The sequence below is a fragment of the Streptomyces sp. NPDC091272 genome (assembly GCF_044757485.1).
Lineage (GTDB): Bacteria > Actinomycetota > Actinomycetes > Streptomycetales > Streptomycetaceae > Streptomyces.
In genome coordinates this window covers 32,132-58,716 of the sequence record NZ_JBIVVC010000010.1, presented here as the reverse complement: position 1 = coordinate 58,716, position 26,585 = coordinate 32,132, and the positions used below count along the sequence as shown (strand labels likewise).

The 26,585-nt window shown below is 70.7% G+C and carries 24 protein-coding genes and 5 pseudogenes; 11 read left to right on the top strand and 18 right to left on the bottom strand.

Annotated elements, in window-relative coordinates; all coding sequences use genetic code 11:
• Position 1: 1 nt before the first annotated feature.
• Entirely contained in the window at positions 2-916 is a 915-nt protein-coding gene (locus ACIQM4_RS25360; RefSeq protein ID WP_401595800.1) for a carbohydrate ABC transporter permease, read from the bottom strand.
• 307 nt (positions 917-1,223) lie between these two features.
• Positions 1,224-2,621 carry an extracellular solute-binding protein gene (locus tag ACIQM4_RS25355; protein ID WP_401595798.1) on the bottom strand — a complete coding sequence of 466 codons (1,398 nt, stop codon included), beginning with the start codon at positions 2,619-2,621 and terminating at the stop codon, positions 1,224-1,226.
• A gap of 263 nt (positions 2,622-2,884) precedes the next feature.
• Between ACIQM4_RS25355 and ACIQM4_RS25350 the strand changes: the two genes are divergently transcribed.
• The gene (locus ACIQM4_RS25350; RefSeq protein WP_401595795.1) at positions 2,885-3,931 is read left to right on the top strand and encodes a LacI family DNA-binding transcriptional regulator; all 1,047 of its coding nucleotides are present in this window, start codon (positions 2,885-2,887) and stop codon (positions 3,929-3,931) included.
• 187 nt (positions 3,932-4,118) lie between these two features.
• Here ACIQM4_RS25350 and ACIQM4_RS25345 read toward each other — a convergent pair.
• Together ACIQM4_RS25345 and ACIQM4_RS25340 are read right to left on the bottom strand one after the other, a co-directional pair.
• Positions 4,119-5,051, bottom strand: a pseudogene (locus ACIQM4_RS25345) (amidohydrolase family protein); the annotation flags it as partial.
• A 39-nt stretch (positions 5,052-5,090) separates the two neighbouring features.
• Positions 5,091-5,717 carry a TetR/AcrR family transcriptional regulator gene (locus tag ACIQM4_RS25340; protein WP_401595793.1) on the bottom strand — a complete coding sequence of 209 codons (627 nt, stop codon included), beginning with the start codon at positions 5,715-5,717 and terminating at the stop codon, positions 5,091-5,093.
• Positions 5,718-5,821: 104 nt separating this feature from the next.
• Here ACIQM4_RS25340 and ACIQM4_RS25335 point away from each other — a divergent pair, with 104 nt between their 5' ends.
• Complete coding sequence (locus ACIQM4_RS25335) at positions 5,822-6,739, top strand: NmrA family NAD(P)-binding protein (protein WP_401595790.1); 918 nt, start codon at positions 5,822-5,824, stop codon at positions 6,737-6,739.
• Between the two features lie 318 nt (positions 6,740-7,057).
• On the opposite strand, the gene ACIQM4_RS25330 is transcribed toward ACIQM4_RS25335, so the two are convergent.
• Positions 7,058-7,669, bottom strand: coding sequence for a TetR/AcrR family transcriptional regulator (locus ACIQM4_RS25330; protein ID WP_401595787.1), 612 nt, complete (start codon positions 7,667-7,669; stop codon positions 7,058-7,060).
• Between the two features lie 141 nt (positions 7,670-7,810).
• On the opposite strand from ACIQM4_RS25330, the gene ACIQM4_RS25325 reads away from it, so the two are divergent.
• Together ACIQM4_RS25325 and ACIQM4_RS25320 are read left to right on the top strand one after the other, a co-directional pair.
• Positions 7,811-8,545: an SDR family NAD(P)-dependent oxidoreductase gene (locus tag ACIQM4_RS25325; RefSeq protein ID WP_401595784.1), complete on the top strand. Its 735-nt coding sequence runs from the start codon at positions 7,811-7,813 to the stop codon at positions 8,543-8,545.
• Positions 8,546-8,577: 32 nt separating this feature from the next.
• Positions 8,578-9,213, top strand: coding sequence for an NADPH-dependent F420 reductase (locus tag ACIQM4_RS25320; RefSeq protein WP_401595781.1), 636 nt, complete (start codon positions 8,578-8,580; stop codon positions 9,211-9,213).
• Positions 9,214-9,602: 389 nt separating this feature from the next.
• On the opposite strand, the gene ACIQM4_RS25315 is transcribed toward ACIQM4_RS25320, so the two are convergent.
• From ACIQM4_RS25315 to ACIQM4_RS25290, 6 genes and pseudogenes are all read right to left on the bottom strand, one after another.
• Positions 9,603-10,310: a B3/4 domain-containing protein gene (locus ACIQM4_RS25315; RefSeq protein ID WP_401595778.1), complete on the bottom strand. Its 708-nt coding sequence runs from the start codon at positions 10,308-10,310 to the stop codon at positions 9,603-9,605.
• Positions 10,307-10,609 carry a hypothetical protein gene (locus tag ACIQM4_RS25310; protein ID WP_401595775.1) on the bottom strand — a complete coding sequence of 101 codons (303 nt, stop codon included), beginning with the start codon at positions 10,607-10,609 and terminating at the stop codon, positions 10,307-10,309. Before ACIQM4_RS25310 ends, ACIQM4_RS25315 begins: the two co-directional genes overlap by 4 nt.
• On the bottom strand, positions 10,591-11,805 hold the full coding sequence (locus tag ACIQM4_RS25305; RefSeq protein ID WP_401596255.1) for a hypothetical protein: 1,215 nt from the start codon (positions 11,803-11,805) through the stop codon (positions 10,591-10,593). The genes ACIQM4_RS25310 and ACIQM4_RS25305 overlap by 19 nt, the downstream gene beginning before the upstream one ends.
• A gap of 7 nt (positions 11,806-11,812) precedes the next feature.
• A pseudogene (locus ACIQM4_RS25300) lies at positions 11,813-12,610 on the bottom strand (S8 family serine peptidase); the annotation flags it as partial.
• A 267-nt stretch (positions 12,611-12,877) separates the two neighbouring features.
• Positions 12,878-13,558 (bottom strand): hypothetical protein, encoded by a 681-nt coding sequence (locus tag ACIQM4_RS25295; RefSeq protein ID WP_401595772.1) that lies wholly within the window; start codon positions 13,556-13,558, stop codon positions 12,878-12,880.
• A 111-nt stretch (positions 13,559-13,669) separates the two neighbouring features.
• A complete protein-coding gene (locus tag ACIQM4_RS25290; protein WP_401595769.1) occupies positions 13,670-14,968 on the bottom strand; it encodes a helix-turn-helix domain-containing protein in 1,299 nt (432 codons plus the stop codon).
• Between the two features lie 167 nt (positions 14,969-15,135).
• Here ACIQM4_RS25290 and ACIQM4_RS25285 point away from each other — a divergent pair, with 167 nt between their 5' ends.
• Complete coding sequence (locus ACIQM4_RS25285; protein ID WP_401595766.1) at positions 15,136-15,741, top strand: hypothetical protein; 606 nt, start codon at positions 15,136-15,138, stop codon at positions 15,739-15,741.
• Between the two features lie 170 nt (positions 15,742-15,911).
• On the opposite strand, the gene ACIQM4_RS25280 is transcribed toward ACIQM4_RS25285, so the two are convergent.
• A complete protein-coding gene (locus ACIQM4_RS25280) occupies positions 15,912-16,922 on the bottom strand; it encodes a DMT family transporter (RefSeq protein WP_401595763.1) in 1,011 nt (336 codons plus the stop codon).
• 68 nt (positions 16,923-16,990) lie between these two features.
• Here ACIQM4_RS25280 and ACIQM4_RS25275 point away from each other — a divergent pair, with 68 nt between their 5' ends.
• On the top strand, positions 16,991-17,893 hold the full coding sequence (locus ACIQM4_RS25275; RefSeq protein WP_401595760.1) for a LysR family transcriptional regulator: 903 nt from the start codon (positions 16,991-16,993) through the stop codon (positions 17,891-17,893).
• Between the two features lie 138 nt (positions 17,894-18,031).
• On the opposite strand, the gene ACIQM4_RS25270 is transcribed toward ACIQM4_RS25275, so the two are convergent.
• From ACIQM4_RS25270 to ACIQM4_RS25260, 3 genes and pseudogenes are all read right to left on the bottom strand, one after another.
• A complete protein-coding gene (locus tag ACIQM4_RS25270) occupies positions 18,032-18,373 on the bottom strand; it encodes a hypothetical protein (protein WP_401595757.1) in 342 nt (113 codons plus the stop codon).
• 710 nt (positions 18,374-19,083) lie between these two features.
• Positions 19,084-19,848: pseudogene (locus ACIQM4_RS25265) on the bottom strand (bifunctional 5,10-methylenetetrahydrofolate dehydrogenase/5,10-methenyltetrahydrofolate cyclohydrolase); the annotation flags it as partial.
• A gap of 752 nt (positions 19,849-20,600) precedes the next feature.
• Positions 20,601-21,848, bottom strand: a complete 1,248-nt coding sequence (locus ACIQM4_RS25260; protein ID WP_401596252.1) for a cytochrome P450 — start codon at positions 21,846-21,848, stop codon at positions 20,601-20,603.
• A 286-nt stretch (positions 21,849-22,134) separates the two neighbouring features.
• On the opposite strand from ACIQM4_RS25260, the gene ACIQM4_RS25255 reads away from it, so the two are divergent.
• The 3 genes and pseudogenes from ACIQM4_RS25255 to ACIQM4_RS25245 form a co-directional block, all read left to right on the top strand.
• Complete coding sequence (locus ACIQM4_RS25255) at positions 22,135-23,595, top strand: MFS transporter (protein WP_401595754.1); 1,461 nt, start codon at positions 22,135-22,137, stop codon at positions 23,593-23,595.
• Between the two features lie 133 nt (positions 23,596-23,728).
• Positions 23,729-23,869 (top strand): hypothetical protein, encoded by a 141-nt coding sequence (locus ACIQM4_RS25250; protein WP_401595751.1) that lies wholly within the window; start codon positions 23,729-23,731, stop codon positions 23,867-23,869.
• Positions 23,870-23,943: 74 nt separating this feature from the next.
• Positions 23,944-24,504: pseudogene (locus ACIQM4_RS25245) on the top strand (hypothetical protein); the annotation flags it as partial.
• Positions 24,505-24,642: 138 nt separating this feature from the next.
• Here the strand turns inward: ACIQM4_RS25245 and ACIQM4_RS25240 are convergent.
• Positions 24,643-24,828: pseudogene (locus ACIQM4_RS25240) on the bottom strand (repressor LexA); the annotation flags it as partial.
• Positions 24,829-24,972: 144 nt separating this feature from the next.
• The gene (locus tag ACIQM4_RS25235) at positions 24,973-25,224 is read right to left on the bottom strand and encodes a DUF397 domain-containing protein (protein ID WP_401595748.1); all 252 of its coding nucleotides are present in this window, start codon (positions 25,222-25,224) and stop codon (positions 24,973-24,975) included.
• A 122-nt stretch (positions 25,225-25,346) separates the two neighbouring features.
• On the opposite strand from ACIQM4_RS25235, the gene ACIQM4_RS25230 reads away from it, so the two are divergent.
• Together ACIQM4_RS25230 and ACIQM4_RS25225 are read left to right on the top strand one after the other, a co-directional pair.
• Positions 25,347-25,577 carry a hypothetical protein gene (locus ACIQM4_RS25230; RefSeq protein WP_401595745.1) on the top strand — a complete coding sequence of 77 codons (231 nt, stop codon included), beginning with the start codon at positions 25,347-25,349 and terminating at the stop codon, positions 25,575-25,577.
• 359 nt (positions 25,578-25,936) lie between these two features.
• Positions 25,937-26,074 carry a peptidase inhibitor family I36 protein gene (locus ACIQM4_RS25225; protein ID WP_401595742.1) on the top strand — a complete coding sequence of 46 codons (138 nt, stop codon included), beginning with the start codon at positions 25,937-25,939 and terminating at the stop codon, positions 26,072-26,074.
• Between the two features lie 238 nt (positions 26,075-26,312).
• Here the strand turns inward: ACIQM4_RS25225 and ACIQM4_RS25220 are convergent, their stop codons facing one another.
• A complete protein-coding gene (locus ACIQM4_RS25220) occupies positions 26,313-26,573 on the bottom strand; it encodes a hypothetical protein (RefSeq protein WP_401595740.1) in 261 nt (86 codons plus the stop codon).
• Between the last annotated feature and the right edge of the window lie 12 nt (positions 26,574-26,585).

The window sequence follows — 26,585 nt, the reverse complement described above, 5'->3', positions numbered from 1 at the left end:
GTCACTTCTCCTTCTCGGCGCGGCGTACGAGGGCGAACCAGACGAGGGAGACGAGCAGGATCACCAGAAACAGCAGCAACGACACGGTCGAGGCGTAGCCGATGCGGCCCTCGACGAACCCCGAGTCGTAGATGAGCTGGAGCGAGGGGCGGGTGCTGCCGTCGGGGCCGCCGGCCGTCATCATGTAGATCTGGTCGAAGACCTTCAGCGACGCGATGATCTGCAACACGGTCACCAGCGTGGTCGTGCGGCCCAGCATCGGCACGACGATGTGCCGGATGCGCTGCCAGGGTCCGGCGCCGTCGATGGCGGACGCCTCGTGGACCTCGCGCGGTACTTCCTGGAGCGCGGCCAGGTACAGCACGAAGTTGAAGCCGATGGTCCACCACACCGTGGCGGCCGCGATGGAGATCATCGCCCAGTCGGGGTCACCGAGCCAGGACGGCGGCGTGTCCGCTCCGAGCGACGTCACCACCTCCTGAGCCAGACCGACCTGGTCCGCGTACAGGAACATGAAGAGCAGCGAGACGACCGCGGACGGCAGCACGAACGGAGCGAAGAACGCGAACCTGAAGAACCAGCGGCCCCGTACGAACCGGTCGGCGAGCAGCGCCAGCACCAGGCTCAGGAGCACCAGCGGGACCGTCGTCAGGACGGTGAACCACAGGGTGTTGCGCAGGGTGCGCCAGAACTCCGCGTCACCGAGCACCGCCGAGTAGTTCGAGAGCCCCACGAAGTCGCCGAGGCCGCTCCTGAGCAGGCTCGTGTCGAAGAACCCGGCGACCACGGTGTAGAGCAGCGGCCCCACGAGGAACACCAGGTAGAAGAGGGCGAAGGGCAGCAGCATCCCCGGGCCGGCACGGCGTTCACGCCGGGACGACGTCGAGGTCGGGGAGGGGGCGGTCGTGGTGGCCACGGGTCGGCCTTTCGGTCAAGGCGTACGGAATCCAAGGGCGGGAGTACGGGGGCGAAACCGGGCCGGCGGGGGCCGGGACAGGCTCCGGCGAGCGGCAGGTGGCGGCCCGCGGTCACTACCGGGCGGGCGGGCCGGTGCTCGTCCATGCACCACCAGGCCCGGGCGGGCGAGCGGTCCGTCCCGGACGAGCGCGGGTGGGCGCCTGGTCCGTGCCGGACGAGCGCGGGTGGGCGCCTGGTCCGTGCCGGACGAGCGCGGGTGGGCGCCCGGTCCGTGTCAGACGAGCGCGGGTGGGCGCCCGTCCGTGTCAGACGGGTGCGGGGCGCGCCGCCAGTTCGCGTAGTTCCCGGCGTATCCGCGCGGCGCCCGCCGTGGGACTGGTTGCACCGTTGAACACGGAGGTCACCGCGTCGCCGACGACGGTCTGCAGGATGCTGCCCGCACCGCCGTACCAGGCGGCCGGGTCGTAGACCGCGCCGTCGGCGGCAGCGGCGTAGTGCGACTGAGGAGACAACTCCTCGTACGCGCGGGACTGCTGGGTCTCCAGCCACGCGGGCACGTGGCCGCCCTCCACCCACAGCATGCTGGAGTGCAGCATCGAGGCGATGAACCCGAGGGAGCGGTCGAGGCGCCTGGCGTCGGCGGAGGGCGCCTTCGGCAGTACCAGGGCGTGCGAGTCGGCGGCGCAGGCGTAAGGGGCGTCCTTGAAGACGCGTGGCAGGGGCCGCATGTCGAACTTCACGTGCGCCGACTTGACGGCGAGGACCTGCCAGACTCCGTCCATCAGGAATCCGGCCTTGCCGGTGGTCAGCAGCGTGATGGCGCCGCCCTGCCCGTCGGCGTTCGCGGGCACCACCTTCTCCTGTGTGAGGCGGCGCATGTAGGCGAGTGCCTCGCTCGCGGCGGCCGTGTCGATGACCACCCGCCTGCCCTGGTCGGCGACCAGGTCGGCGCCGCCGAGCTGCCGGTACAGCGACCAGAAGAGCCGGAACTGGGTCGAGGCGTCCTTCACCGAGGCGATGGATCCGCCCCAGGCACCGGTCACCTCCTTCGCCGCGCGCAACGCGTCGATGAACGCGTCCGGTCCGTCCAGGTCCACCAACTCGCCCCGCGCGTCCAGCAGTCCGGCCTTCGCGGCGATGTCGGTGCGGAAGTAGAGGGCGAACGGATGCGTGTCGAGCGGTACGGCGTGCAGGGCGCCGTCGGCCCGGGCCCGCTGCCAGGGCCGCTTGTCGAACCTGTCCTCCGTCAGCCCGTGCCGTGCCAGATCAGAGCCGTGCAGTTCGGTGAGCAGACCGGCCTCGGCGAGTGTGGGCACCTTCGACAGGTGTACGACGGCGACTTGCGGGGGCCGGCCGCCGAGCGTGGCGAGGGTCAGCTTCGTGTAGTACGGGTTGCCCCACAGGAACGTGGCCGACTTCAGGTCGGTCGAGCGGTGCGAGGCCCGGTAGGCGTCCTGCATGGCGAGCATCCGCTCGCCGTCGCCGCCGGTGAACGGATTCCAGAAGTTGAGCCGCGACGGTGCGGGCGCGGCGCCGGTGAAACCCTGCGCGATCGTACTGCCGCACCCTCCCACGGTCAGAGTGGTGGCGGCGCCCGCGCCGGCCGCGAGCGAGCCCCGCAGCACACGACGGCGCGAGGGGCCGCCGGGGAGGCCGGCCGCCGAAGGGCCGACTCTGGACGACGGCGTTGCGCGATCCCGCATGGGCATGGGTCCTCCACAAGCAGACAGAGCACGATGAATCCGCACAACGAGACCCGGCGTGACTGTCGTGAACTCACGGGTGCTGATGTCTCCGGTGCGTTGTGGTTCAACGTTGTACCCATCGCGGAAACCTGCCGTCAACACCCCGGAAGCAATTGGTTGTTCGGCCCTGCGCATTTCGCCGCACAGGAGATCCCGCACCGGATGCTTCAACGTGGGACCGTGCCGTACGCTGCTCCTGTCGGGCACGAAGGGGGAACGCCATGGTCGGCACACGGCTGAAGGACGTCGCGGAGCGCGCCGGAGTATCCATCAAGACCGCCTCGAACGTGGTGCGCGGCCAGGGGCGGGTCGGCGACCACACCCGCGAACGAGTGCTCCGGGCCGTCGCCGAACTCGGCTACCAACCGAACACTTCCGCGCGGCACTTGCGCACCGGCCGCAGCGGCATCATCGCCTTCGCCGTCCCCGACCTCACTGCGCCCTACTTCGCCGAGCTCGCCGCGCAGGTCATCACTGCGGCAAAGAAGCGCGGTCGCACCGTACTCATCGAAGACACCCGGGGGGACCCGGCGGAGGAGCTGCGCATCGCCTGCGGACTGAGCGACCCCCTCATCGACGGCGTACTGCTGAGCCCCCTCGGCCTCGACCAGGCGGCCCTCGCCGCCCGCGAGCGGCACATACCGCTCGTGCTGCTCGGTGAGCAGTCGTACGAACTCCCCGTCGACCACGTCCTGATCGACAACGCGGCAGCCGCCCGCAGGGCCACCGAGCACCTGCTGTCCCTCGGCAGGCGGCGCATCGCGGCCGTGGGCCGGCCGGCCGGGCCCGTCTACGCCACGACGGACCAGCGCATGTACGGCTACCTGACCGCCCTGCACGACGCGGGAGTCCCGCACGATCCGCGCCTGGTGCCGGACACCCCGGCCTTCAGCCGCCCCGCAGGCGCGGCCGCCGTGCGTACGCTTCTCGCCCTCGACGCCCCGCCGGACGCGCTCTTCTGCTTCAACGACCAGCTCGCCGCGGGCGCGCTCCGCGCCGCCCACGAGCACGGCCTGAAGATCCCCGACGATCTCGCCGTGGTCGGCTTCGACGACGTGGAGGAGGCCCGCTTCAGCGTGCCGTCCCTGACCACGATCGCACCCGACAAGAAGGGCATCGCCGAGTTGGCCCTCGACGCGCTCCTGCGCGGCATCGACGCAGACGGACAAGGCCCCTCGCCCGTACTGCACTTCGCGGACTTCGAGCTGATGGTGCGGGAGAGCACCCGGCCCGCGTCAGCGGCGACGTCCGGGCGAACGGGAGCGTGAGGGAGCGGCGCTCACGGGGTGCGGGAGCCGGGCCGCGGCCCGGCCGGTGTGTCGGGGTGCCCGGGGCGGGCTGCGGCTCAGCAGGAGGTCAGGAGGTGAGGCGTCACCGCGCGGTTGGAGGCTCGCATGCGTGAGGCCGCCGACCTGTTGGTCGACGGCCCACGGCGCCGTTTGACGGGCGGCGGGGTCAGGCCGCCAGGCGGGTGCCCCGGCGCCAGATGGCACGGGTGCCGTCGACCAGCAGGAGGTCGGCGCGGAGTCCCTCGGCGATGCGGCCCCGGTCACTGAGGCGGAAGCGGCGGGCTGTGGTAGCCGTGGCCGCGCGCAGGGCCCGCGAGGGTGTGAGGCCGGCTGCCACGAGGTATTGCAGTTCGTGGTGCAGGCTCGCTCCGTGTGCCAGGCCACCGAAGAACGTCTCGGGCATGGAGACGTCGGTGCCGGCCAGCACGTCGATGCCGGCGGCGTCCAGAGCGCGCACGGTGTCGTACACGTCATTGAGCTTGCCCTGCGGGTAGCGGTTGTAGCTGGAGCGCAGGGTCTGGTCCCACCCGCTGTCGAGGCGGGCTGCGACCCGGGGGTCGTCGGCGAGTTCGCTGCCGGTGATTCCCATCATCGAGGCGTTGAGGCTGATGCAGGGAATGACGAACATGCCTGCGTCCTTGATGAGGCTGATGATCTCGGTGGTGTGTGGCTGGTCCATGAACACGTGGGTGACGCCGTCGATGCCGGCTTCGGCGGCCATCCTGGTGGCCTCCACGGTCAGCGCGTGGGCCACGGTGAGGGCCCCGTACCCCTTGGCCTCGGCCACGCCGGCGTTCACGGTGGCCTGGTCGAGCGAGGGCAGTCCGGGGTGCCCCTCCACGCTGCCGTCGTCGATCATGAACTTGATGAAGTCGGATCCTCGGGCAAGGAGTTGGGGGACGAAGGCGGCCGCTTCCTCGGGGGTGGTGGAGAACGGCATCAGGGGCATCACCGGCGGGAGGTCCCACTTCGGCCGGAAGCCTTCGGGCATCAGTTCGCTCGGGTGACCTCCGGGCGGGGTGATGGCAAAGCCGCAGGAGCGAACGTCAGCCAGGGTGTCGTCGTCGGTAACAGGCCCCCGGTTCTCCCGTGTGTTCAGCCTTGGCGAGCTCGCCGATACGCATCACTGCACGCCCTCTCACTCCGCCTGTTCCCAGGCCCTGGCGCCGTCGTGGTTCCCCGCACCCCGCGCGGTGCCGGGTCCACGGGGGCTGAGCCCTTGGACGGCCAGACCCAGGAGCCGCTGCGCCTCGCCGACGGGGCCCGGGTGGTGTTCGGTGGCCAGGGCGATGCCCGCCACCAGGGTGAGCAGGTCGCCGATGCTGACGCCCGGTGCCACGGCGTTCTCCTCCGCGGCGCGGGCCAGCAGGGGGCCGCCGGCCTGCGCGAGCCTCTTCGTGCAGGCGTTGTCGTGTGCCGCGTGGTGAACGTCCGCAGCGCCGCCGGTGAGTGCGGCGGCGAGGCCGCGGGCGGATGCGGCGTACACCGTGAGGTCGGTCAGCCACTCCAGCAGGGCCGCTCGTGCGTCGGAGGTGTCCAGGAGCTCGCGTGCGCGGACGTCGAGCGTTTCGATCCGCTCGTGGAAGACCGCCTCAAGGAGTGCCGGTCGGCTCGGGAAGTGGCGCCGCACGGTGGCCGAACCGACCTCTGCGGTGCGGGCGATCTGCTCAAGAGAGGCGTCAGCCCCGTGCAGGGCGACCTCTTCCACGGCCGCGGCGAGGATTCGCGCGTAGTTGCGCCGGGCGTCCGCACGTCGGGCGGCCATGGCGTAAACCTCCGGATTGCTAAGTGGCGGGGCCCTCCGTATCGTAGCGGAAGCTAAGTGGCGGGCCCCGCCGTTTAAGTGGACGACACTACCGAGGAGCACCCATGACGACAGAGTCCGCACCGGTACTGGTCTCCGGCGCCACCGGCCAACAGGGTGGCGCCACCGCTCGCGCCCTGCTCGCGGCGGGCATCCCTGTCCGGGCGCTGGTCCGCGACCCCGGGACCGACCGCGCAAGGGCGGTCGAGGCGCTCGGCGTGCAACTGGTCACCGGGGACCTGCACGACCGCGGCTCGGTGACGCGGGCGGCAGAGGGGGCGCGGGCCGTCTTCTCGGTACAGATGCCCGAGATGAACGATCGCCCCTTCGAAGGTGAGATGGCCCAGGCCGCCAACCTGATCGAGGGTTCCCTGGCCGCGGGCGTCCAGCAGTTCGTGCACACGTCCGTCTCGGGCGCGGGGCGGCACACCCGGGCCCCCGGCTGGGCTGAGGGACGCTGGGCCGCGATGGAGCCCTATTACGCGACCAAGACCGGAATCCAGGACCGGGTCCGCGAGGCCGGCTTCAGGCACTGGACGCTCATCAAGCCGGGATTCTTCATGAGCAACTTCCTTCCGTCCGCGGCCTATCTGTTCCCTCGCGGGGTGGAGGGCGGACTGGTGAGCGTCCTGAAGCCGCACACCCTGTTGTCGCTCGTCGCCGTCGACGACATCGGCAGGGCCGCGAGCGCGGCTTTCGGCGACCCGGAACGGTTCCACGAGGTCGAGCTGGAGCTGGCGAGCGACTGTCTGACGATGACGGACATCGCGGAGACTCTCTCCCGCGTCCTGGGCAAGGAACTGACCGCGCCCGACATGACCCAGGAGGAGGCGTTCGCCGCCGGGATGCCGGCGATGGGCGCGGGGCAGGACCTGATCAATGTGATGGGTCAGCCGGCCCGCCCGCAGTACGCGCAGGCTTTCGGTATCCCCCTCACCACCTTCGCCGAATGGGCGGAAAGCCACATGACTGCCGAGGCCTGACCGGCCCCGGCAGGTCGGAAGGGTTTCCGCGGGCGGCCGCCGCACCTGCGGCGCGGACGCCCGCCTGGGGCAGAACCTGTGCGGTCGAGGGAGCCCGCGGGGCCCCGCCCCATCACTACGGGCGGGGCCCCTCCCCGTCACGACGCGGCTCGGGGCGGAACCTGCGCAGCCGAGAGAGCCCGCGGGGCTCCGCCCACCGGGCCGCGGCTCCGAACCGCGGCGGTAAACCATCAGCCAGGTCCGTGAGGTGGTCAGCGCATGGTCGCTGTCCCGGTCCGAGGCCCTACCGCGCGGACTCGCCGGCCGTGGAGCGCCGCGCTAACCCGACACGTCCTCCCGCCGCCGGTCATCGCCGGCCGCGGCGGGGATGGCGGTGTCGATGAGGACGGCGGCGATGGCGGCGGCGGTGGGGAAGGCGTCGGCGTCGACGACCCGGGTGCGTGCCGCGGCGCCGTCGATGAGCAGCGCGAGCTGCTCGCCGAGCTGTTCGGGGTCGGCGGCGCCGGCTTCGCGGGCGGTGTCAGCGAGCCGCGCGGCGACGGCCTTCTTGTAGTCACGCGCGTACCGGGATGCCGGGTGCTGCGGGTCGTGAAGTTCGACGGCTGTGGCGATGTAAGGGCACAGAGGGGTGCCGGGGGAGATGTCGAAGGCGGCGAGGAGCCGTTCACGAGGCGTGAGGTCGGTGCGGTCGAACACGCCGGAGAGCACGGAGGGGTCGAACCGGCGCAGGTACTCGGCGACGAGCTCGTCCTTGCCGGTGAAGTGCTGGTAGGCGGTGCGCTTGGACACCTGGGCCGCCGCGCACAGCTGGTCCATGCCGGTGCGACCGATGCCTTGCTCGCGGAACAGCTGCTGGGACGCACTGATGATGCGCTCGCGGGCGCCCCGGCCGCGGCGACGGCCCGTGGGGCCTTTCTCCAGCTCTTTCATGGCTCCAATCTACCGCAGTTTGGTACCGACCGGTGTACATAGCTTGCTCCTCGCGTGCTTGCTCGCTACCGTAAGCACACAGGGCGGTGTACTTAGCTGTCCCGGCAGAGACATACGGCACCACCGAGCAAGGGAACGACCATGGGAAAGCTCGACGGCAAGGTCGCGGTGATCACCGGCGGCACCACCGGCATGGCGCTGGCCGGCGCGAAGCTCTTCGTCGACGAGGGGGCGTACGTCTTCGTCACCGGCCGCCGCCAGGACGCCCTGGACGAGGCCGTGCGGCAGATCGGCCGCAACGTCACCGGGGTCCGGGGCGACGCGGCCAACCTGGATGACCTGGACCGCCTGTACGACACCGTCAAGCGGGAGAAGGGGAGCCTCGACGTGCTGTGGGCCAGCGCCGGCGGAGGTGAGCCCGCCCCCCTCGGCGAGATCACCGAGGCCCAGTTCGACACCTGGTTCGGGCTCAACGCCCGCGGCACTCTGTTCACCGTTCAGAAGGCCCTCCCGCTCCTCAACGACGGCGGCTCCATCCTCATGACCGGCTCCAACGCCTCGCTCGGCGCCTTCCCCGGGTGGAGCGTCTACGCCGGCAGCAAGGCCGTCCAGCAGGCGTGGGCCCGAATCTGGCTCAACGAACTCAAGGACCGCCGCATCCGCGTCAACGTCCTGACCCCCGGCCAGGTCGCCACGGCCAAGCAGGTAGAACTCTTCGACGAGGCCACCAAGCGCCAGTTCGAGTCCCTCATCCCCCGCGGCCAGATGGGCCGCCCGGACGAGATCGCCACCGCCGCCCTCTTCCTCGCCTCCGACGACTCCAGCTACGTCAACGGCACGGAACTGGTCGCCGACGGTGGCACCACGGCCATCTGAACCGACCACCCACTACCAGGGCAGGACATCTCATGAGCATCATCAGCATCATCGGCACCGGCGACATGGCCCGCACCATCGGTGCTCGGGCGATGGCCGGCGGCCACACCGTCGAGGTCATGGGCCGCGATCGTTCCAAGGCCACTGAACTGGCCAAGTCACTCGGGGGTGGCACCAGGACGGGAGAGTGGGGCACCGCACCGGCCGGGGACATCGTCATCGTGGCCCTGCTGTACGACGGCGTCGTGCCGGTCGTCGTCGAGTACGCAGACGCTCTCGCGGGCAAGGTCATCGTCGACATCAGCAATCCCTTCAACTCCACGTTCGACGGTCTGGCCCATCGCGAGGAGACCTCAGTCGCGGAGCAGGTCGCCAAGGTGGCGCCAGCCGGCGCCGGCGTGGTGAAGGCGTTCAACACCGTCTTCCGTCATGTCCTGGAGCAAGGCCGGCCCGATGTCTTCCTGGCCGGCGACAGTGCGCAGGCCAAGGCAAGTGTGGAGGCCTTCATCGAGAGCCTCGGAATGCGACCGTTGGACGTCGGCGCCCTGAAAATGGCGCACTGGCTGGAAGGACTGGGCGTCGTCTCGGTGGGCCTCGCCAACCACGGGGTGGGAAACGTCGACTTCGCCCTCGGTATCACCGAACTCCCCGTCCGAGCGAACGGTTGACGGGTTGCCGAATCAGACCGCCCGCCGCCGCGCCGAGCCGGAAGTACCGGTCTCGCCCGCCTGCAATGCCCTGCCGAGTCCGAGGGCGGCGGATGCTCCCTGCGAGAAGCCGGTGACGAGGACCTTCCGGTCGAGGGGCGGAAGACGCGGGGCGCCCTGAGCACGTCCAGGGAGGCGGTCGATTCGGGCGGGACGTGCATCCAGGGGCGCAGGCCCGGCCCCGTGCCCATGCCGAGGCAGTCGGGGGCCGGGGCGGCGAGTTCCGGCAAGTTGCGTAGAACTCCACGAGGGCTTCCGCGGATCGGTGGGCCGCTGTCTCGCGAAACTCCTGCAACAGCCCGAACAGTGCAGCGCCCCCGCCCGCCCCCGCCCGGTCACGACGTGACCACTCAGATGGTGACCTGCCGGTCTGCGGGGCTGAGGTGGCCGACGGTGCTCCCGGCGGAGTGCGCGGTGAGCAGGTCCTGCAGTTCGCCGGCAGCGGCCTTGAGAAGGTGGCCGTCGCGGGTGGCGTGGAGGGTTTCGAGGATGAAGGAGACGTGGGTGGAGTCTTCGGTGACGCGGGTGCGGTGGGCGTCGCGGTGGTTCCAGTGGCGGGTGAGGACGTCGGTGGTATCGGTGTAGATGATCTCCCCGGCTTTGGGCTTCTCGATCGTGTCGGGTTCGCCGAGCGGGGTGAAGCTCTCGCTGCCGTCGGCGTGGCGGATCTCGACATCGCCGGTGACGCGGTCGAGGTCGAACGCCCCGGCGGGCAGCCCGTGGCGGACGGAGACGGCGTTGTACGAGTCGACGGCCGGGTTGATCCGGGGCAGGGAACCCTTCTTGGCCAGGCGGCGGCCGAGGGCGTCGACGCTGGGGCGGATGCGGCGGGGGTTCGTGCCGAAGGAGCGGTAGGCGGTGTGCCAAGCCTCGATCCGCGGGTCGCTCTCGTCGGCGGGAGCCCAGGCGCCGGCGGCGAGCTGCCGCTCCAGGTCTTCCTGGGCTGCGGCGGTGGCAGGCCACGGTTCGCGGCCGCGCAACCCGGTGGCGGTGACGATGGCGATGAGGGTGTCCGGGAAGGCGTCGGCGACGGCCTGGCTGAGGCGGAAGGTGGTCATGGCGAGAGAATTCCGTTCCGGGAGGAGGGGGCGGGATGGCAGTGGGGCAGGGTCATGGCTTCCAGGTGCCGACGCGGTTCAGGCGCCGTATCTGCTGTGCCGCTGCTGTGGTACTCGGCGGACAATCGTCCCATGGCAGCCCGGGCCAGATGGAATTCCTGCATACGGCGCAGCAGCAGAACCTCCCCGGCGATGTCCGGCGGGGACGCGATGAGCTGGGCGGGTTCTCCGGCAGTCCGGGTGAGCAGCCCCTTCGCGACCAGTCCCTCCAGTGCCCCGCTCACCAGGGCTTCCAGCATGGTGCCTCCTGTCTCTCGTCAGGGTGAGCCCCGAGCCTCACGCGACAGGGGCGCCTCCTCTCAATTTCGCCTCCACCACGGACGCCACGGAGTAACGGCGCTGCAACGCGCCGCGCGCTCCTGGAGGAAGCGAGGTGAGTTACGCCGGTTACGGTTCCACGGCCGGCCCGATGTTCTCCGGCTGCGGACAGGGCCCGAAGGTGTCTGTGCCGGGTAGAAGCCGCTCGCCGGGCAGAAGCCGCCATGAGCCGAAGCGCAGAGCGCGGGCCTGCGCGACCCTGAGTGCGCCTGCCGGGTAGGGGAGTTCGGCGCAGAGGGCTGCGGATCTGTCGAACTCCTCCCCGGCTTCCCGTTCCCGCCCCAGGGCCATGAGTGCGGCGGCGTGCACCGCGCGGGCCTCCGTCTCCGCGAGGCGTTCGCCGGTGCGTTCCGCGCGGGCCCGTCTCCGCGGCAGCCCGGTGTGCCGCCAGGTCCGGGTGGCCCGACAGGAGCTCCGCCCACGCCCTCAGATGGGCGGCGCCCGGGCCCGTGCCGTCGGCAAGCAGGGGCAATGTCTCCTCGGGACGGCCCTCACGTATCAGCAGCTCGGCCTGTGCGGTGCGTACCTCGTGCATCGCCTGCCGGTCCGCTTGTGCCGCGGCCACCTCCGCGGCCCGCGCCAGCAGTTGGGAGCTACCCGGCTCACCGGTTCTGACGCGCACCCGGGCCAGTGCGGCGAGCGTGTACGGGGTGCACCACTCGTCACGCTCGCCCGTGTCCCGCACCGCCGCCTCCGCATGTTCCCGTGCCGCGTCGAACTCCATGAGCAGCAGGTGCAGCTCGGCCAGGTTGGCGCGCTCGAAGGCGACGGCCGTCGGGTCGCCCGCGTGCTCCGCAAGCCGCAGCGCCCGCTGCCCCGTCGAGGCCGCCTCGGCGAGACGGCCCGAGCGGCGGGCGTGCTCCCGGAGCACCGAGAGGATGTTGACGAGCAGTTCCTGATCGCCGTACGCCTCCGCGTGCGGCAGCGCCAGATCGGCCGCGGGCCGTGCCTCGGCCAGTCGTCCGGCCAGCCCCAGCGACGTGGCCTGGAGCCCCAGCGCCCGGGCCAGCAGCCCGCGCCGTCCGCTGCCGGCAATGGCGTCGGCGGACTTCTGCGCGGTGCACGCCGAGGCGTGCGCCTCCTCGTACTGCCCGCTGACGAACTGGAGTACTGACACCGACACCGTCGGCGCCGACCATGGTGCCCATGGTGTGCGTGCCGTGACCGTTGTTGTCGCACGGGCTCCCGGAGGGGCCGCACTCGCCGGTCGGGTCGTACCAGTTGTAGTCGTGGCTGAACGTGCCGTCGCCCAGGTTGCCCCGGTAGTTGTCCACGAGAGCCGGGTGGTCGTACTGCACGCCCGAGTCGATGTTCGCGATGACGATGCTCTCGCCGCGGTCGTCGTACTGGGACCAGACCTGATCGGCCTTGACGGCCTTGATACCCCATTCGGGGGCGGCGCCGGTGTCGAGCGACGGGCCGGCGACCGCCTGCTGCTCCACCTCGTCGAGCTGGTAGGTGCGCTCCTGGCGGATGCTCTCCACATCGCCGCGTGCGGCGAGCTCGGCGACCAGCTGCTCGTCGCCCGTCACCTTGATGGCGTTGGCAATCCAGAACGGCTCGTAGCCGACCTTGGCCCTGTCCAGGTAGGACCGGATCGATGCCTGGCTGCGGCCCGCCTCCTTGCGCAGCGAGCCGAAGGCCGACTTCGCCTTGTCCTCGTGGGTGGGCTTCGCACGCGCGGCGGAGAGATCCGCCTGCTTCTTCAGCGTGACGAAGAAGGTTGACTCCTTGCCTGTCTTGACGGTGTCGAGAACGGCGGGGTCGACCTGGACGTCGCCGGAGGCACTGCCGGGCCGGGACACGTCAGCGCTGTTGGGCTGCGCGGAGGCAGGGGCAGGCCCGGTGAGGACAGCCGCGGTGATTGCGGCGGCCGCCGCCCACGTGGCAGTTGTGCGCCACGAGGATCGGGGCAGGTACATGGGAGTGCTCCTCCATGGCCGGTACGGGGTCGCCCCCCACCGCCCCGGGCACCGGGGGTGGGGGAGCGGACTTTTCCGTGACGCTAGGAGGAGGCCGTTACTGGAGCATTACTGGGCAGGGATGTGCCATGGGTTGGTCTGACAGCATGGCGAGGATCGACTCTGCATCGGCGAAGGTCAGCTCTTCGACGAAGTAGTGCTCGTGGTGGTCGCCGTCGCACTTCGTAGGTCGGTACTCGTCTCCGTAGAGACACCGGGCGTGCTCCGTCAGGGTGCTGTGCATGCCCTGGAGCCTGTGCCGTCTTGATCCGCCGGGCAGAGCCTGCCCGGACCGCTCAGCGGAGAATCGGCGCCGCCCCCACGGCGCCCCGCTCCAGGCCTTCCGTTCCCAAGGAGATGGTCAGCCGTGTCCTGAGCACAGTCGTCGGGTGCTCCGACGGCAGTCAGAGCGGCGTTCACCCGTGCCGGTGCATCCGGCGGCAACTCGTCGTCGGCGAGCAACGGCAACAGAAGCAGGAGTCGTGCCGCGGTGTCGTGCACGCCGACGGCGGCCAGGTCGGGCGTCTCGGCGATGTGCACCATGGCGCGCCAGGACAAGCCCGGCCCGTTCCAGTCGCCGTCAAAGCTGGCCAGCTCCTCTGCCCGAGGCCGGCCCGCTCGGGTCAGCAGGTAGTCGATCCCGAAGTCACCCACGAGGTTCCGGTACACGACGAAAGCGCTGCCGCTTTCGAACGGGATGCGGAACGTCGGCCAGGCCTGGTCGTCCAGAAGAACCTCGGCCAGGGCGTCGGTGTCCGCGCCGTCGTCACCGAACCACTCGGGGGCCGGCCGGGCCTCACCCGAGACGAACCGGCACATGGCCAGAAGGTGATTGGACCAGAACCCGGCGCGTTCAAGCAGCCGCTCACCCTCGATCATCGGCCCGAAGCCGTATCCCCTGATCAGCACGGATCAGAGTCTCTCAGTCCCACCGACGTTGCCTTCCGCCGGTTCGTCCGAAGTAGCGGGACACCGTCTAAAGCGCTTGTTCGGCGTATGTCAGTCGAAGTTACGCATTGGTCACCCGGTCTGTCCGGAGTCCGAGTCTGTGATCCAGCGCCCTTCGGCGGAGTCGTGCACGTACGCCGGCCTCCCCCTGGTCCCGCTCGTGCGGAACGGCTTCCCGTCGTCCGTGATCCGCACCGTCCCCGTACGGCCGCCGGCGCTCCACTCCAGCTCCAGGTACCAGCGGCAGTCGCAGCCCGCCGTCCGCGCGGAGACCAGCAGCTCCTCGGGGTCGGAGGAGGTGACCTTGTACGGAAAGGAGACGGCCGGGATCTTCCGGACCTCGGCGCCGGAGGCGTCAAGGCCGTCGACGGGCCTCGCGAGCGGGCGCGGCCGGTCGAGGTCCACGGCGAAGTGGCGCGGGGTGACGGCGCCGCCACAGCCGTTGTCCATCCGGTACGCGTTCCACGGCAGCGGCGCGGCGCGGTCGACCACGCGCACGTGCAGGGCATGGAGGACGACGGCGTCGGACGGTGACCGGCCCTGGACCGTGATCCGCACCAGCGCCTCCCCGCCGTGCACGGCACCGTGCGTCCCGGCCCACGCCCCGGAGTCGGCCGCGACCGGCGGCGGGGCGACCGCTCGGGGGCCCCGGTCCACGAGGTAGGTGTGCCCGCAGCCGCCCTCCCAGAGCTGGGAACCGATGCTCCAGGTGAAGGGGAGGGGAGCCGCGGTCCGCCCCGGAGCGGTGGAAGCGGGAGCGGGGGCGGAAGCCGTACGGGTGGGGTGGCCGAGCAGGGCGGCGGCGAGGGCGAGCACGACGAGGCCGACGGCAGCGGCGACGAGGAGGGGAGCGGGGGCGCCACGACGAGGGCGGGCGCGGGGCGCCTCCGGCACGGTCGGGTCCGGGGCGGACGGATCCGGTGCGGACGGGTCCGGGGCGGACGGGTCCGGGGCGGACGGGCCCGGGGCGGACGGATCCGCGGCGGACGGGTCCGGTGCGGTCGGGTCCGGTGTGGTCGGGTCCGGTGCGGGGCCGGGGTCCGGTTCCGGCGCGGACGGTTCCGGGTTCGATTCCGGCGCGGCCGACACGGCCGGCACAGGCGCGGGCGAGGCCGCACGGCGGCGGGCGCGGTCCGCCTCCGTCCAGGCCGCCTCCAGGGCCCGCCGTTCCTCCCCGTCCGCCCCGCACAACAGGGCGAGGCGGTCGACCACGGCGAACTCCTCCGGGACGGTCGCGCCCGAGCAGTAGCGGTGGAGGGTGGACGCGCTGACGCTCAGCCGCCGGCCCAGCGCCTCGTAACTCCTCCCGTCCCGCGCCTTCAGCGCGCGCACGAGCCCCGCGAACTCCTCGACGGCGGCATCCTTCGGCATTCCATCCCCCTCGACCCTGCATCCCATCCTTCACGTCCTTGCACGTCAGCGGGGGTGGAATGGTTCCGGGACGGCTGGTGGGCGCATGATCGTTGCAGCCGGCGGGCGCCGGCCCCACGCTGGTTGAGCACTGACCGAACGAACGACCCGACGGGGGATCCACCACCATGAACAAGCTCCGCACCGCACGCGCCACCGCAGCCGCTGCCGCACTTGGCCTCGCGGCCCTCGCCACAGCCCCGGCGCAGGCCGCTGCCCAGCCCGCCTTCCTCGCCGCATCCCAGATGCCGCCGTCGTCGACGCCGTGGTCCGCCACCCAGGTCTTCACCGGCGTCCCGGAGAACGGCGGCGTCCTCTGCGCCCCGTACAAGATCCCGGCGCAGAACACCCGCTACCGCGAGTTCAGCACCGAGCTCGACACCAACGGCGTCCAGGTCACCACCGTCGCCCGTACCGAGGCCGACGCCGTGAAGCTGGTCGACACACTCCGCGGGGCCCTCGCCGGCTGCGGCCCCCTGCTGGAGCAGCAGAACCCGGGCCTGCAGGCCGTCAGCGCCTCCCACGGCAAGCTCGCCGTCGAGGAGGGCGCCTGGGTCTACAGCCTGGACACCGCCGACCCGCAGATCGGCATCTCCGACATCCACCTGTTCTCCGTCGGCCGCGACGGCCGCACCGTCACCCTCGTCCGCTGGGGCCAGATGGGCGACCTCGCGGACGCCCCGCTGACCGCCTTCCGCACCACGACGAAGACCGCCGTCAGCAAGCTCCACTGACCCGGGGGCTCCCCCGGGGGCTGACCACAGCTCGACGGCGGCGCGGCCGGAACCCCGGCCGCGCCGTTGTCGTGTCCCACCTGCTCCGCCGGCGGCGATCACTTCCTGGCCTTCACCGGCATCGCCTGCACCCTCATCTGCTACCGCAGACTCGCCAAGGGAGGTGGTCTCTAGGTGGACATCGGCGGAGGAACGGTCTCCTCCTCCGTCCGCGCTTCCGCAAGAGCGAGGGCGGCAATGGCCCCGAGCAGGATCACCGTGCCCGCGACGGTGGCCACCGTGAGTCGTTCGTCAAGGAACAGCACGGCCAGGACGGCGGCGCTGACCGGTTCGAGGAGCATCATCACCGACGCGGTGGCGGCCCTGAGGACGGCGACGCCGGCGAAGTACAGCGGGTAGGCGAGCGCCGTGGTGACAGCGGAGATGTACAGCATCAGCAGCGCCGCCCGGGCGAGGTTCCCGCCCTGGGGGAGAAGGCCCTCGTGAAAGGCCGGCGGCAGCATCACGGCTGCGCCGATGAGAAAGGACCACAGGGTAAGGGTGAGGGCGTCCTCGCCGGTGCCGTGACGTCCGGTCCATCGGCCCAGCAGGTTGGAGACGGCGTAACCGGCGGCGGACAGCAGCGCCATCGCCACGCCCGCGAGGCGGACGACACCGGGCTGGTTGCCCAGCACGAGCACGGTCAGTCCGGCCAGCGCACCGGCGACGGCCAGTGCCCCGGTGCGGCCGACGCGCTCGCCCAGGAACAGGCGCCCGCCGGCGGCCGTGAACACCGGTGCGGCGCCGAGCGTGACGATGGTGCCCACCGCCAGGCCGGTGTCCCGCACGGCGGCGAAGTAGGCGGTCTGGAAGACGGCCAGCCCCACTCCGGTGCCCCCCAGCAGCAACACACGCCGCCCGGCAGGCTGCGACGCGCGGGGCGCCTTGCGGACCGGGCGCAGGGCCCAGACCGGCAGCAGCAGCACCGCTCCGGCCAGGAAACGCCAGAACGAGATGGCCATGGGCCCCAGGTCGCTGGTCCGGTAAATGACCTCCACGGCCGCGCCGGTGGTACCCCAGGCGATCCCGACGAAGGCGAGGAGGGCGAAACCGCGCCGCACCGAGAGCGAGCCGGTCAGTGAGCGGCTCCCGCCCGGACCCGGTGCATCCGCGTCGACGGTGAGGTCCTGTGAGGTCTTCATCGCGTCACCGTGCGCCTCCGCGCACGATACGCAAAATGCATCCAGCCGACTATCGATACGCTGAGCGTATGGACACACGCGGAGAACGTGGTGCGGGGCTGGAGCTGAAGCACCTGCGCTGCCTGGTCGCCATCGTCGACACCGGCAGCTTCACGGACGCGGCCCTGGAGCTGGGCGTCTCCCAGGCCGCGGTCTCCCGCACCCTGCTCGCCCTGGAGAAGACCTTGGGAGTGCGGCTGCTGCACCGCACCAGTCGCACGGTCGAACCCACCGTGGCGGGGGCGCAGGTCCTCGCCCGAGCCCGTCTGCTGCTGGCCGGCGCGGACGAACTCGTCGCCGAGGCCGCCTCCGGCCACAGCCGCCTGCACATCGGTCACGCCTGGTCGGCCTTCGGGCGCCACACCACCGAGTTCCAGCGCCGCTGGCACCACGACCACCCCGACATCGAGCTGAGGCTCGTCCGCCACAACTCCTCAACCGGAGGGCTTGCCGAAGGACTGTGCGACCTCGCGGTCATTCGCAGCGCCCTCGACCTCACACCCTGGTCCCACGCCTTCGTCGGCCACGAGGACCGCTACCTGGCCCTCGCCTCCGACGACCCCTGGGCCCGCCGACGCAGCATCCGCCTGGCCGAAGTCGCCACCCGCACCCTCGCCCTCGACCGCCGCACCGGCACCACCACCCTGAATCTGTGGCCCGAGCCCGAACGGCCCGCCGGCGAACACGTCCATGACATCGACGACTGGCTCGCCGCCATCGCCTCCGGCCGCTGCGTCGGCGTCACCCCACAAGCCACCGCAGCCCAGTACCGCCCCTCCGGCATCACCTACCGCCCCCTACGTGACGCCGAGCCCGTCCCCGTTCACCTCATCTGGCGCCGACAGGACCCCCATCCCGCCACCCGCGCCGCCGTCGCCCTCGCCATCGACCTCTACCGCACAAACCAAGCCCCGCCCCGCTCCCGCAGATGAGTGGCAGCGCTTGCCGCTCAACGGCTCACACGAGTCCCGGCCCGCCAACAGGGAGCCGGACCGCCCCGTTGCGGGTTCGGCTCGCCACGTGTGCGGGCGAGACTTCCTGTGCTGCGTCTGGATCAGGTCGTCCCTCGGTCAGCCGGGTACGCACAGCCCGGCGATGACGAGGTCCGCCACGAAGTCGGCATGCGTCTCCACGTCCACGGATGCCTCGACGTGTCCGGGATCCACCAGGCGGGCAAGGGCTTCATTGCTGAACTTGGCGGTTCCTCCAGCAGTGAACACAAGGAACAAGCTGCGCCAGGGCACCGGCCGGATCAATCCCGCCGAGGAGAGTGCGTCCACGAGAGGCCGAATAACTCTCTCCATCGTCACCAAGTGGCTGGTGTAGAGGTACTCAAGACGGTCGGTCAACAGGTTCGCCTCAGCATTGACGAGCCGGAATTCCGCTTTTGAGCCGAAACGCTGGTGGAGCACGTTGCGACCCACTCGCGGGGGACCAGTCTCTTCTGGGCTGGGCTGGGCTGGGCTGGGCTGGGCAGGGCTTCATGTCGTTCTCCACAGAGGCGCGGGCGGGGAGCCCGCCGTACTGGTGGGCTCCGTGTGCCCCAGACCCCGGCGCTCACTGCCACCGGGTACCTCAGGAGGAGGTTGCCAGGCCCAGGGCATCACCAGAGGGCCCGCAGTGATCAGGAGCCACCACCCGGTAGATCCCGCGGTGCACCCGGGAGCAGTACCCGTAGGGGCAGTACCCAGCAGTGCAAGTGCAGTACCCCTGGTGAAGGCGCCGACTGGGGGCGCGCGCACCGGGAAGTCCGGCAGTGGGGTTCTGAGCCAGAGCAGACGCAGGACGGGTGACGGGGCTGGCTGCCGGAGAAGCGGTGACGCTTCCCAGGTCACCGGCGCGGTGACTTTCCAGGCCGCGAGCAGTACGCAACACCGCTGTACCCGTAGTGCGTAGCACCAGCAGTGCGCAGTGCATGCAGTTCAGTTGAGTGAGCCTGCGCCGCCTTGAAGTTGCAGGTCAAAGAGCTGGTGTGATCGGTTCTCGGGGTGCTCGTGCTGGTCGTACGCGGCAGCCTGTGGAGTAGATCGTCTGTCAGCGTGGCCTTGTCCACGAGCTGCGTCGTCAGTTGTTCGCGGATGTGGGAGGCGCTCTGATCTACGATCGGGCGATGTTCAGGAGTTCACTGCGGGAGTCCGAGCTGGTTCGCGGCGGCGTCCACGGTTTGTGCAAGGAGGACGGCGATGGTCATCGGCCCGACGCCGCCCGGTACCGGTGTGATCAGACGGGCGCGGGTCAGAGCACTGTTGAACTCCACGTCGCCGACGTTGCCCGGGTTGTATCCGGCATCGAGCACCACCGCTCCGGGCTTGATGTCCTGACCACGGATCAACCGGGGCCGTCCCACGGCCGCCACCAGCACGTCTGCCTCCCGGACGATCGCCGGTAGGTCTGCCGTGGGGGAGTGGCAGTAGGTCACCGTTGCGTCCTTGGCGAGCAGGAGCATCCCCGCCGGCTTGCCGCGAATTGTGCTGCGCCCCACGACGACGGCGTGTGTGCCGAGGTCGACGTCGTACGCCACCAGCAGTCGCATGATTCCTCCCGGAGTGCAGGAGACGAAGCCCGGAAGGCCAAAGCTCATCGCGGCGAAGGAATGCATCGTGACCCCGTCGACGTCCTTCTCCGGTGCAATAGCCTCGAACGCCGCGCGCTCGTCAATGTGGGGGCCGCAAGGATGCTGGAGCAGGATGCCGTGCACCTGCCGATCGCCGGACAGGCCGGCGAGGGTGCCGATCAGCTCAGTGGTTGTAGTGGTGGCAGGCAGGGCGACATGTCGGGACCGGATACCTGTCTTGGCGCACCGCGCCCGCTTCATACGTACATACGTGGCCGAAGCAGGGTCATCTCCTACCAGCACCGTCGCCAGACAGGGGGCCGGTCCGATCCGGGGGACAAGACTGACGTAGAGCGGCGTCGGCCTGACGGTGGACCCAGAGTCGCGGAAGATTCAGGCGGAGGGGGACGCGGGACCGGCTGAGGCGTCGGGCGCACCCTTCGGGAGCCAGCGCAGGGCTGCCGCGCCGAGTAGCTCTACACCCCGAGCGACCCCGGCTCCGCCGACGCCACGCCGTCCCGACCGGATGCGACCGCGGTCACGTCTACCGCGGCGCCGCGGCAGCAGCGGCCCTCTGTCGGCTGTTCAGCCGTGATTCGCCCCCCAAGGCGCTTGACCTCAAGCATGGTTGAGTTTCTGCGTTGTCCCCATGACCTCTTCGAGCAGCACCTCGGCCTCCTTCGCTCCCGCCCACGACGACGCCGGCCTCATCGGCCAGCCCATCGGGTACTGGGCCAACGCGGCCGGCCGGGCCGTCGTCCAGAACACCCGCATCGCGCTCGGGGTTCTCGGCCTGACCCAGCCGGCCCGGTGGGTCCTGCACCGGCTGGGGCACTGCTCACCCCGGCGGCTCGAAAGCGGCCGCAGCAACTCGCGCGGCAGGTGGCCAACTCGGCGGCCGTGCAGCAGCCCCGGCCGCCGGTGTGGATCGGAGGGTTCTGGCCGGGCCCCTGTACACCTGGGTGTCGGAAGCGAGCCCCAACCGCACGCCTGTCGCTGGACACCCTCGCCGATCTGTGGATCTTGCGCGCGTGGGAATCATGTCCGACGACGACCGCTCCGCCCGCCATCCGTACGGCGTCGCCTCACCACGCGACCGGCAGCGCCTCGGGACCGCGGATCAGGGCGTTGCGGCGCCAGGGGATCGTGTCCGGGGCGCTCGCGAGGCGCAGGGTGGGGATGCGGTCGAGGAGGGTGTTGAGGAGGAGGTCGATCTGGAGGCGGGCGAGCGGGCCGCCGGTGCAGTAGTGAGTGCCGTGGCCGAAGGCGACGTGCGGGTTGTCCATGCGGTCGAAGTCGATGCGTTCGGGGTCCGGGAAGACGGCCGGATCGCGGTTGGCCGCCAGGTACGAGACGTAGACCGGGTCGCCCTTCCTGATGCGTCGGCCGCACAGTTCCACGTCCTCCGTGGCGATGCGGGCGAGGCCGACCGAACTGCGGTGCGAGATGTGGCGGAGCAGTTCGTCGATGGCCCGGGGGCGGATCGCGGGGTCGGTCCGCACGCGGTGGAGGAGGTGGGGGTGGGTGAGGAGCAGGAAGAACATCTGGCCGGTGTTGTTGGTGACGGCCTCGCCGCCGATCTGCAGCGGGCCCGCGACGCCGATGGCCTCCTCCTCCGTCAGATCGCCGCGGTCCACCCCGGCGGCCAGGAGCGACAGGATGTCGGCGGCGGGCTCGGCATCGGCGGCGGGCTCGGCGTCGGGGGCGGGACGGAGGTTGCGACGGGTACGGAGCTCGTCGGCGAGCCAGCCGTACAGCTCGTCCTTCGCTCGACCCGTGACCGTCGCGTCGCGTGACGGGAACACGATCTCCTGGGTCAGCCGGTGCAGGCGCGGGCGGTCGGCCTCGGGTACGCCCATGACCTCGCAGTGCACCGCGATGGGGAACGGTTCGAGGACGCGGGCCGTGAGATCCGCCGGTGCGCCGCCCCGTACGAAGGTGTCCACCAGGGCGTCGAGGGTCTCCTGCGCCCCGGCGCGCAGCCGCGCCACACCACGCGCCGTGAAGGCGGGCGCGACCACGCGGCGCAGCCGGTTGTGGTCGGGCGGGTCGGCGAAGGCGAGGGCGCCTGGCCGGGGTTTGAAGTGCGGGGCGAGGCGGGTGATCTGCCGTCCGGGGACGGGGCCACGGACGAAGCGGGCGTCGTTCGTCACGGCGCGTACGTCCTCGTAGCGGGTCACGAGCCAGGCCCAGCCCTCGCCGTACGGCAGCTTGATGCGGGTGAGCGGGCCTTCGCGCATCAGCTCGATCAGGACCGGGTCGAAGTCGGGGCCCTGGATGTTCTGGGTGGGCCAGTCACGGACGACGGGTTCCAGGGTCCGGTGTTCGGCCAGCGGTTCTTCGCGGTGCTCCTCGGGGGCGGGGCGGTGCTCCTCGGAAGCGACGAGGCGTTCCTCCGGTGCGACGGGCCGTTCTTCGGGGGCGAGGTCGTCGAGCACGTGTCCGTCTCCGTCTCCGTACGTTCTTCGTCACGTCCGCATGTGGCTGTCGCGTCCGTGGCCATGCCTGTGGGGGCTCTCCCTTCACCATCAGGCACCGTCGGGCGGGAGCTCGCACCGGCGTACTCCAGATGGGCTCTCCGGCCCGCCGGGGCCGGCCGGTGCTGCCTAGCGTGGGCGGATGGACAGCACGGACACCTCCACGGCGCGTGTCTCCGCGGGCAGTGCCGCAGATCAGAGGAGTGGGAGGGCGCTCGGGGTCCTGCTGACCGCCGGGTTCATGACGCTGCTCGACACATCGATCGTCAACGTGGCGCTGCCCTCCATCGAGCGTGCCCTCGGCGCCGCGGAGGCGGAGCTGTCGTGGGTGGTGTCCGGCTATGCGCTGGCGTTCGGACTCGTGCTGGTGCCGGCGGGGCGCCTGGGGGACCTGTACGGGCGGCGGGAGATGTTTCTGGGTGGGCTCGCACTGTTCACGCTGGCCTCCGTGGCGTGCGGACTCGCGCCCGGGGCCACCTGGCTCGTCGTGTCCCGGCTCTTGCAGGGTGCCGCCGCGGGCATGGTGTCGCCGCAGGTGTCGGGGCTGATCCAGCAGATGTTCCAGGGGCCGTTACGGGCACGCGCGTTCGGGCGGCTCGGCAGCGTCGTGGGAATCTCGACGGCGGTCGGACCGCTCGTCGGCGGGCTGCTCATCGGGGGCTTCGGGGCGGAGCACGGGTGGCGCGCGGTGTTCTTCGTGAACCTGCCGATCGGGGTGGCCGCGTTCGCGGCGGCCCTGCGGCTGCTGCCCCGTACCGAGCGCTCCGGGCGCGGGCGGACCGGCTTCGACCTGGTCGGTGTGGTACTGCTCGGCACCGGGGTCGTCGCGATCATGCTGCCCCTGGTGCAGGAGCAGCAGTGGGCCGGGCGGGGCAAGTGGCTGCTGATTCCCGCCGGGGTGGCGCTGCTCGCGGGCTTCTGGGGGTGGGAGCGGCGAGCATCGCGACAGTCTGCGCGGGGCCGCGCACCGCTGATCGATCTGCGACTGTTCGAGCTGCGGTCCTTCTCACTGGGCGCGCTGCTCGGCCTGGCGTACTTCTCCGGGTTCACGACGCTGTTCTTCGTCTACACGCTGTTCCTGCAGAACGGGCACGACCTCAGCGCACTTCAGGCCGGCCTGGCCGCCACCCCGGTGGCGGTCGGGTCGGCGGGCGCCGCGGCGGCGGGTGGGCGGCTCGTGGTCAGGCACGGGCGGCGCCTGGTGGCGTACGGACTGGTCGGGGTCGCGCTCGGGCTGATGGGCACGATGGCGGTGGTGCAGTTCGTGCCGGGACGCTCCGTGGCCCTGGTGGCGGCCGTGCCGCTGCTGTTGGCCGGAGTCGGCTCCGGGCTCGTGATCTCGCCGAACACCACGCTGACGCTGTCCAAGGTGCCGGTGTCCCTGGGCGGTTCGGCCAGCGGCGTCCTGCAGACCGGTCAGCGCATCGGGTCGGCGGCGGGCATCGCGATGGTCGGCGCCGTGTTCTTCGCCCATGTCGCCAATCACGACGACTGGGGGCGGGCCCTGCAACTCGGGCTGCTCACGGCGCTCGCGTTCGTGCTCCTCGCACTCGCCGTCGCCGTCGCGGACGTGCGGCGAGTTGCAGTGATGCGGACCGACTGAGCCACTTGCGTGTGGACCCCCGATCCGCGCAACACCCGGCTTCCCCTGCTATGTGCCTTCTGTCCCCGGGGTAACCAATCCCGGAAGCCGACCGCACCGAATCACAGGTGACAAGCGAAATCTGGTGAGCGTCATGACTGACGAAGAGTTCCTGCGTCTACTCGCGGAGGCTCGGGCGGAGATACGCAGAACTGTCCTGCCGCCTCCACTCGACGACGAGCCCCGCTACGTACTGCTCGGCCGGCACGCCGAGTACGGCGGATCGGCCCACTGAGGGGCGGCCCCGGGCACGGACTGTCTCTCCCGCCCCGCGTGGGGCCTCATGGGCCCGCCCCGCGGGGCGGGCCCATGGACGCGAGACCCGGTGCCGAGCAGCCTGCTGCGAGCGCCGCACGCCAGCGGTGGAGACGGAACACTGCATCGATGGACGGTGACGAGACGCGACTGGGCAGCGCCGCGCAAACCGGGCTCGGAATGACCGGAATGAGGAGCGCCGACGGCTTCCTGGAGGCGCTGGAACGCAGTGACTTGCCGCGGCTGCGCGGTGACCGGCACACGGGCGAGGATCTCCCTGCCACTGTGGTGAGCCGTGACCTGGGCCCCTTGCGCCTTACCGAGCTGGTGACCCCGGAGGGCGAATGCTTCCGCAAGGCCCACTCCGCACGTGCCCAGGACAGCGGGCTCTGGCAGGTCGAGGTGGTGAAACGAGGGCACGTACGTGCCGAGCAGGGCGGCAGCACCGCCGTACTGGGACCCACGGACCTGGTTCCCATCGACCCGGTACGGCCGGTGCGGTTCGCCAGTTCCGCGACCACCTACGTGACGATGCTGATGCCGCGACACCTCGCGGAGACCCGGCCGAGGAGGGGTACATCGGCCACGGGCGTCCCGCTCGGCCTGATCGGCTCGTGCCGTCAGGTAGACGTCGGACGGGGCGGGCACCGGGTGGCTGTCGGCCAGCTTCTGGGCGCGCGGGGTCAGCGCATAGGCACGGGGCCGGTTCGGGTCACGGTGCAAGAAGCCTTTGCGCTCCAGAGCCAGCATCTGGTGCGCCACGGAGCTGGGGGACGCCAGGTGCACCCTCGGGCCGATCTCGCGCAGAGTGGGCGGGTAGCCGCGCGTGCGTACCGAGTCCAGGAGACAGGCCAGGACACTGCGCTGACGCGCGGTCAGGCCGGCGGCGTCCTCGTAGATACCCGGCGGACGTCCGGGCAGGCCAGAGGCAGCACGCACGAGATCCCCCCTTGTTGATTTGTCGATCTTGCGTCCACTGACCGTAGCCCCGCACTCCCGGAAAAGAGAACACCAATTCGACAGGCCGACACATGGCCGCCGTGCACCGGGCGGTCTTCCCCGGGTTCTTCACGTATGTACCGCTCAGCGGCCTGCCTCGGTGTACGGGCTGACCAGGAAGGTCGACCATGCTGCACGCGAAATCGTGAGCGGTCCCAGCCCGCGGTCCTTGGAATCCTGGACCTGCACCCCGGTACCGTCCGCTGCTGCGCAAGCCTCGACGCAGGCATCTTGGAAATCGCCGCCGTAGGTGCTCTTGTGCCAGACGCTCGGACGCAGCGACATGTGGTTCTCCCTGGGGCGAAGAAGGGCGTGCACTACGAGCAGCTTGTCCACGCGAGTCTAGGAACAACGCGCTTCGCGAGACGGCGAGTTGGCACACCGAAAACGATCAAGGGCGGGAAAGAAGACCATGTCGAACGGCGGGCGGGCGCCGCGGTGGACCGCCGCTGAGATGGATGACTACGAAAAGGGTGCACGCCGTGCTCAACGCGGTGATTGCCGCACACAGCGGCCGCATCGGTGCTGCCGACGACCCACAGACCGCGCGGGCCTGGCGCGCGCAGCGCGCTCCGCCGCTCATCGAGCGTGACGTCCTGACTGCCGACGGCCGGGAGCGGATCGCGGAGATCCTGCGGGACATGCCCGCGCTGCTTGCCGTGGTGCGTGAGGAGCCTCGCGATGAGTGACGCAGCGGGCCACAGGGCCCGCCCGTCTCCTGTCGGACGACCAGCTCGACGAGATCTTCCGGGAGAACATTCCAGAAGCCGGCCGCCCGAATGAGCCGCCCCGGGCTTCCCTCAGGGGTGGCCGACGGTCCGGGGTGTGGTGGGGGGTGCCTGTTCGGAGCTACTGCTGGGGGTATGACGACTCCTTGTGTGCGCACCGCTGTGACGGCTGCAGTTGCTCTGGTCCCATTCCTGCTGGCTGCTCCCGGCGCCGATGCCTCTCCCCACGGCCGTGCCGCTTCCGTGGTGGCGGAGATCGATTGCCCGGACGGCTACGTCTGTATCTATCCGGAGATCAACTTCGGGGGGGGCAGCCGTGGGTGAAGCGGGCGGTGGAGGGCAGCGTCAAGGACCTCCCCTCCTCGATCCGTGACCGGGGCAGCTCGGTGCGCAACAACTCGGAGCGCACGGCCTGGGTGTACGAGAAGCGCAGCTACGGCGGGCGGTGGGGTGCGTGACGCGCAGCGGCGGTTCCGCCTGACCTGTGCGGTTACAACCTCAACGGCCAGACCCGTTCCCTGAGGATCGACAGGAACGACTGCGGCTGAGGACAACTCGCCTGTCCTGTCGCAGTGCAGCTGACAGATCATGGGCCGCTGACCTGCTGGGTTGCCATGTCGTTTGAGAACGCCGCGGGCCGGCGTTCTCAAACGACATGGCTTTCACGGAAGCGCGCTGGTGGTGGGCAAGGACAGCTCAGCCGTCTTGCTCTTCGGCAAGGTTGCCCGTGGCCGGCCGGAGACGATGCCGAGCCGCTTCCAGACGTTCGGCATAGTCGGCGGCGAAATTTCCAGGGAGCGCTTTGTCCAGTGTTCCCGCGATCTTGTGGATCGGGGCCCATGCGGCCGGATCGTCGACCAGGCGACTGAAATCTGTCATCTGTACCCGCTCCAGCCAGTCCGAGAGGATCAGGGCCTCGTCGGGGGTGAGCTTGATCGTGACTTCGCTCTTCTCCACGACCGGAACCTC

Coding starts and splice junctions, on each gene's coding strand:
- ACIQM4_RS25280 (WP_401595763.1), bottom strand. CDS start 16,922: ATGAAGACCTCACAGGACCTCACCGTCGACGCGGATGCACCGGGTCCG.
- ACIQM4_RS25315 (WP_401595778.1), bottom strand. CDS start 10,310: ATGACCACCTTCCGCCTCAGCCAGGCCGTCGCCGACGCCTTCCCGGAC.
- ACIQM4_RS25230 (WP_401595745.1), top strand. CDS start 25,347: ATGACTACGAAAAGGGTGCACGCCGTGCTCAACGCGGTGATTGCCGCA.
- ACIQM4_RS25330 (WP_401595787.1), bottom strand. CDS start 7,669: ATGAAAGAGCTGGAGAAAGGCCCCACGGGCCGTCGCCGCGGCCGGGGC.
- ACIQM4_RS25285 (WP_401595766.1), top strand. CDS start 15,136: ATGAACAAGCTCCGCACCGCACGCGCCACCGCAGCCGCTGCCGCACTT.
- ACIQM4_RS25355 (WP_401595798.1), bottom strand. CDS start 2,621: ATGCGGGATCGCGCAACGCCGTCGTCCAGAGTCGGCCCTTCGGCGGCC.
- ACIQM4_RS25320 (WP_401595781.1), top strand. CDS start 8,578: ATGAGCATCATCAGCATCATCGGCACCGGCGACATGGCCCGCACCATC.
- ACIQM4_RS25310 (WP_401595775.1), bottom strand. CDS start 10,609: ATGCTGGAAGCCCTGGTGAGCGGGGCACTGGAGGGACTGGTCGCGAAG.
- ACIQM4_RS25275 (WP_401595760.1), top strand. CDS start 16,991: ATGGACACACGCGGAGAACGTGGTGCGGGGCTGGAGCTGAAGCACCTG.
- ACIQM4_RS25325 (WP_401595784.1), top strand. CDS start 7,811: ATGGGAAAGCTCGACGGCAAGGTCGCGGTGATCACCGGCGGCACCACC.
- ACIQM4_RS25340 (WP_401595793.1), bottom strand. CDS start 5,717: ATGGCCGCCCGACGTGCGGACGCCCGGCGCAACTACGCGCGAATCCTC.
- ACIQM4_RS25250 (WP_401595751.1), top strand. CDS start 23,729: ATGACTGACGAAGAGTTCCTGCGTCTACTCGCGGAGGCTCGGGCGGAG.
- ACIQM4_RS25255 (WP_401595754.1), top strand. CDS start 22,135: ATGGACAGCACGGACACCTCCACGGCGCGTGTCTCCGCGGGCAGTGCC.
- ACIQM4_RS25350 (WP_401595795.1), top strand. CDS start 2,885: ATGGTCGGCACACGGCTGAAGGACGTCGCGGAGCGCGCCGGAGTATCC.
- ACIQM4_RS25290 (WP_401595769.1), bottom strand. CDS start 14,968: ATGCCGAAGGATGCCGCCGTCGAGGAGTTCGCGGGGCTCGTGCGCGCG.
- ACIQM4_RS25335 (WP_401595790.1), top strand. CDS start 5,822: ATGACGACAGAGTCCGCACCGGTACTGGTCTCCGGCGCCACCGGCCAA.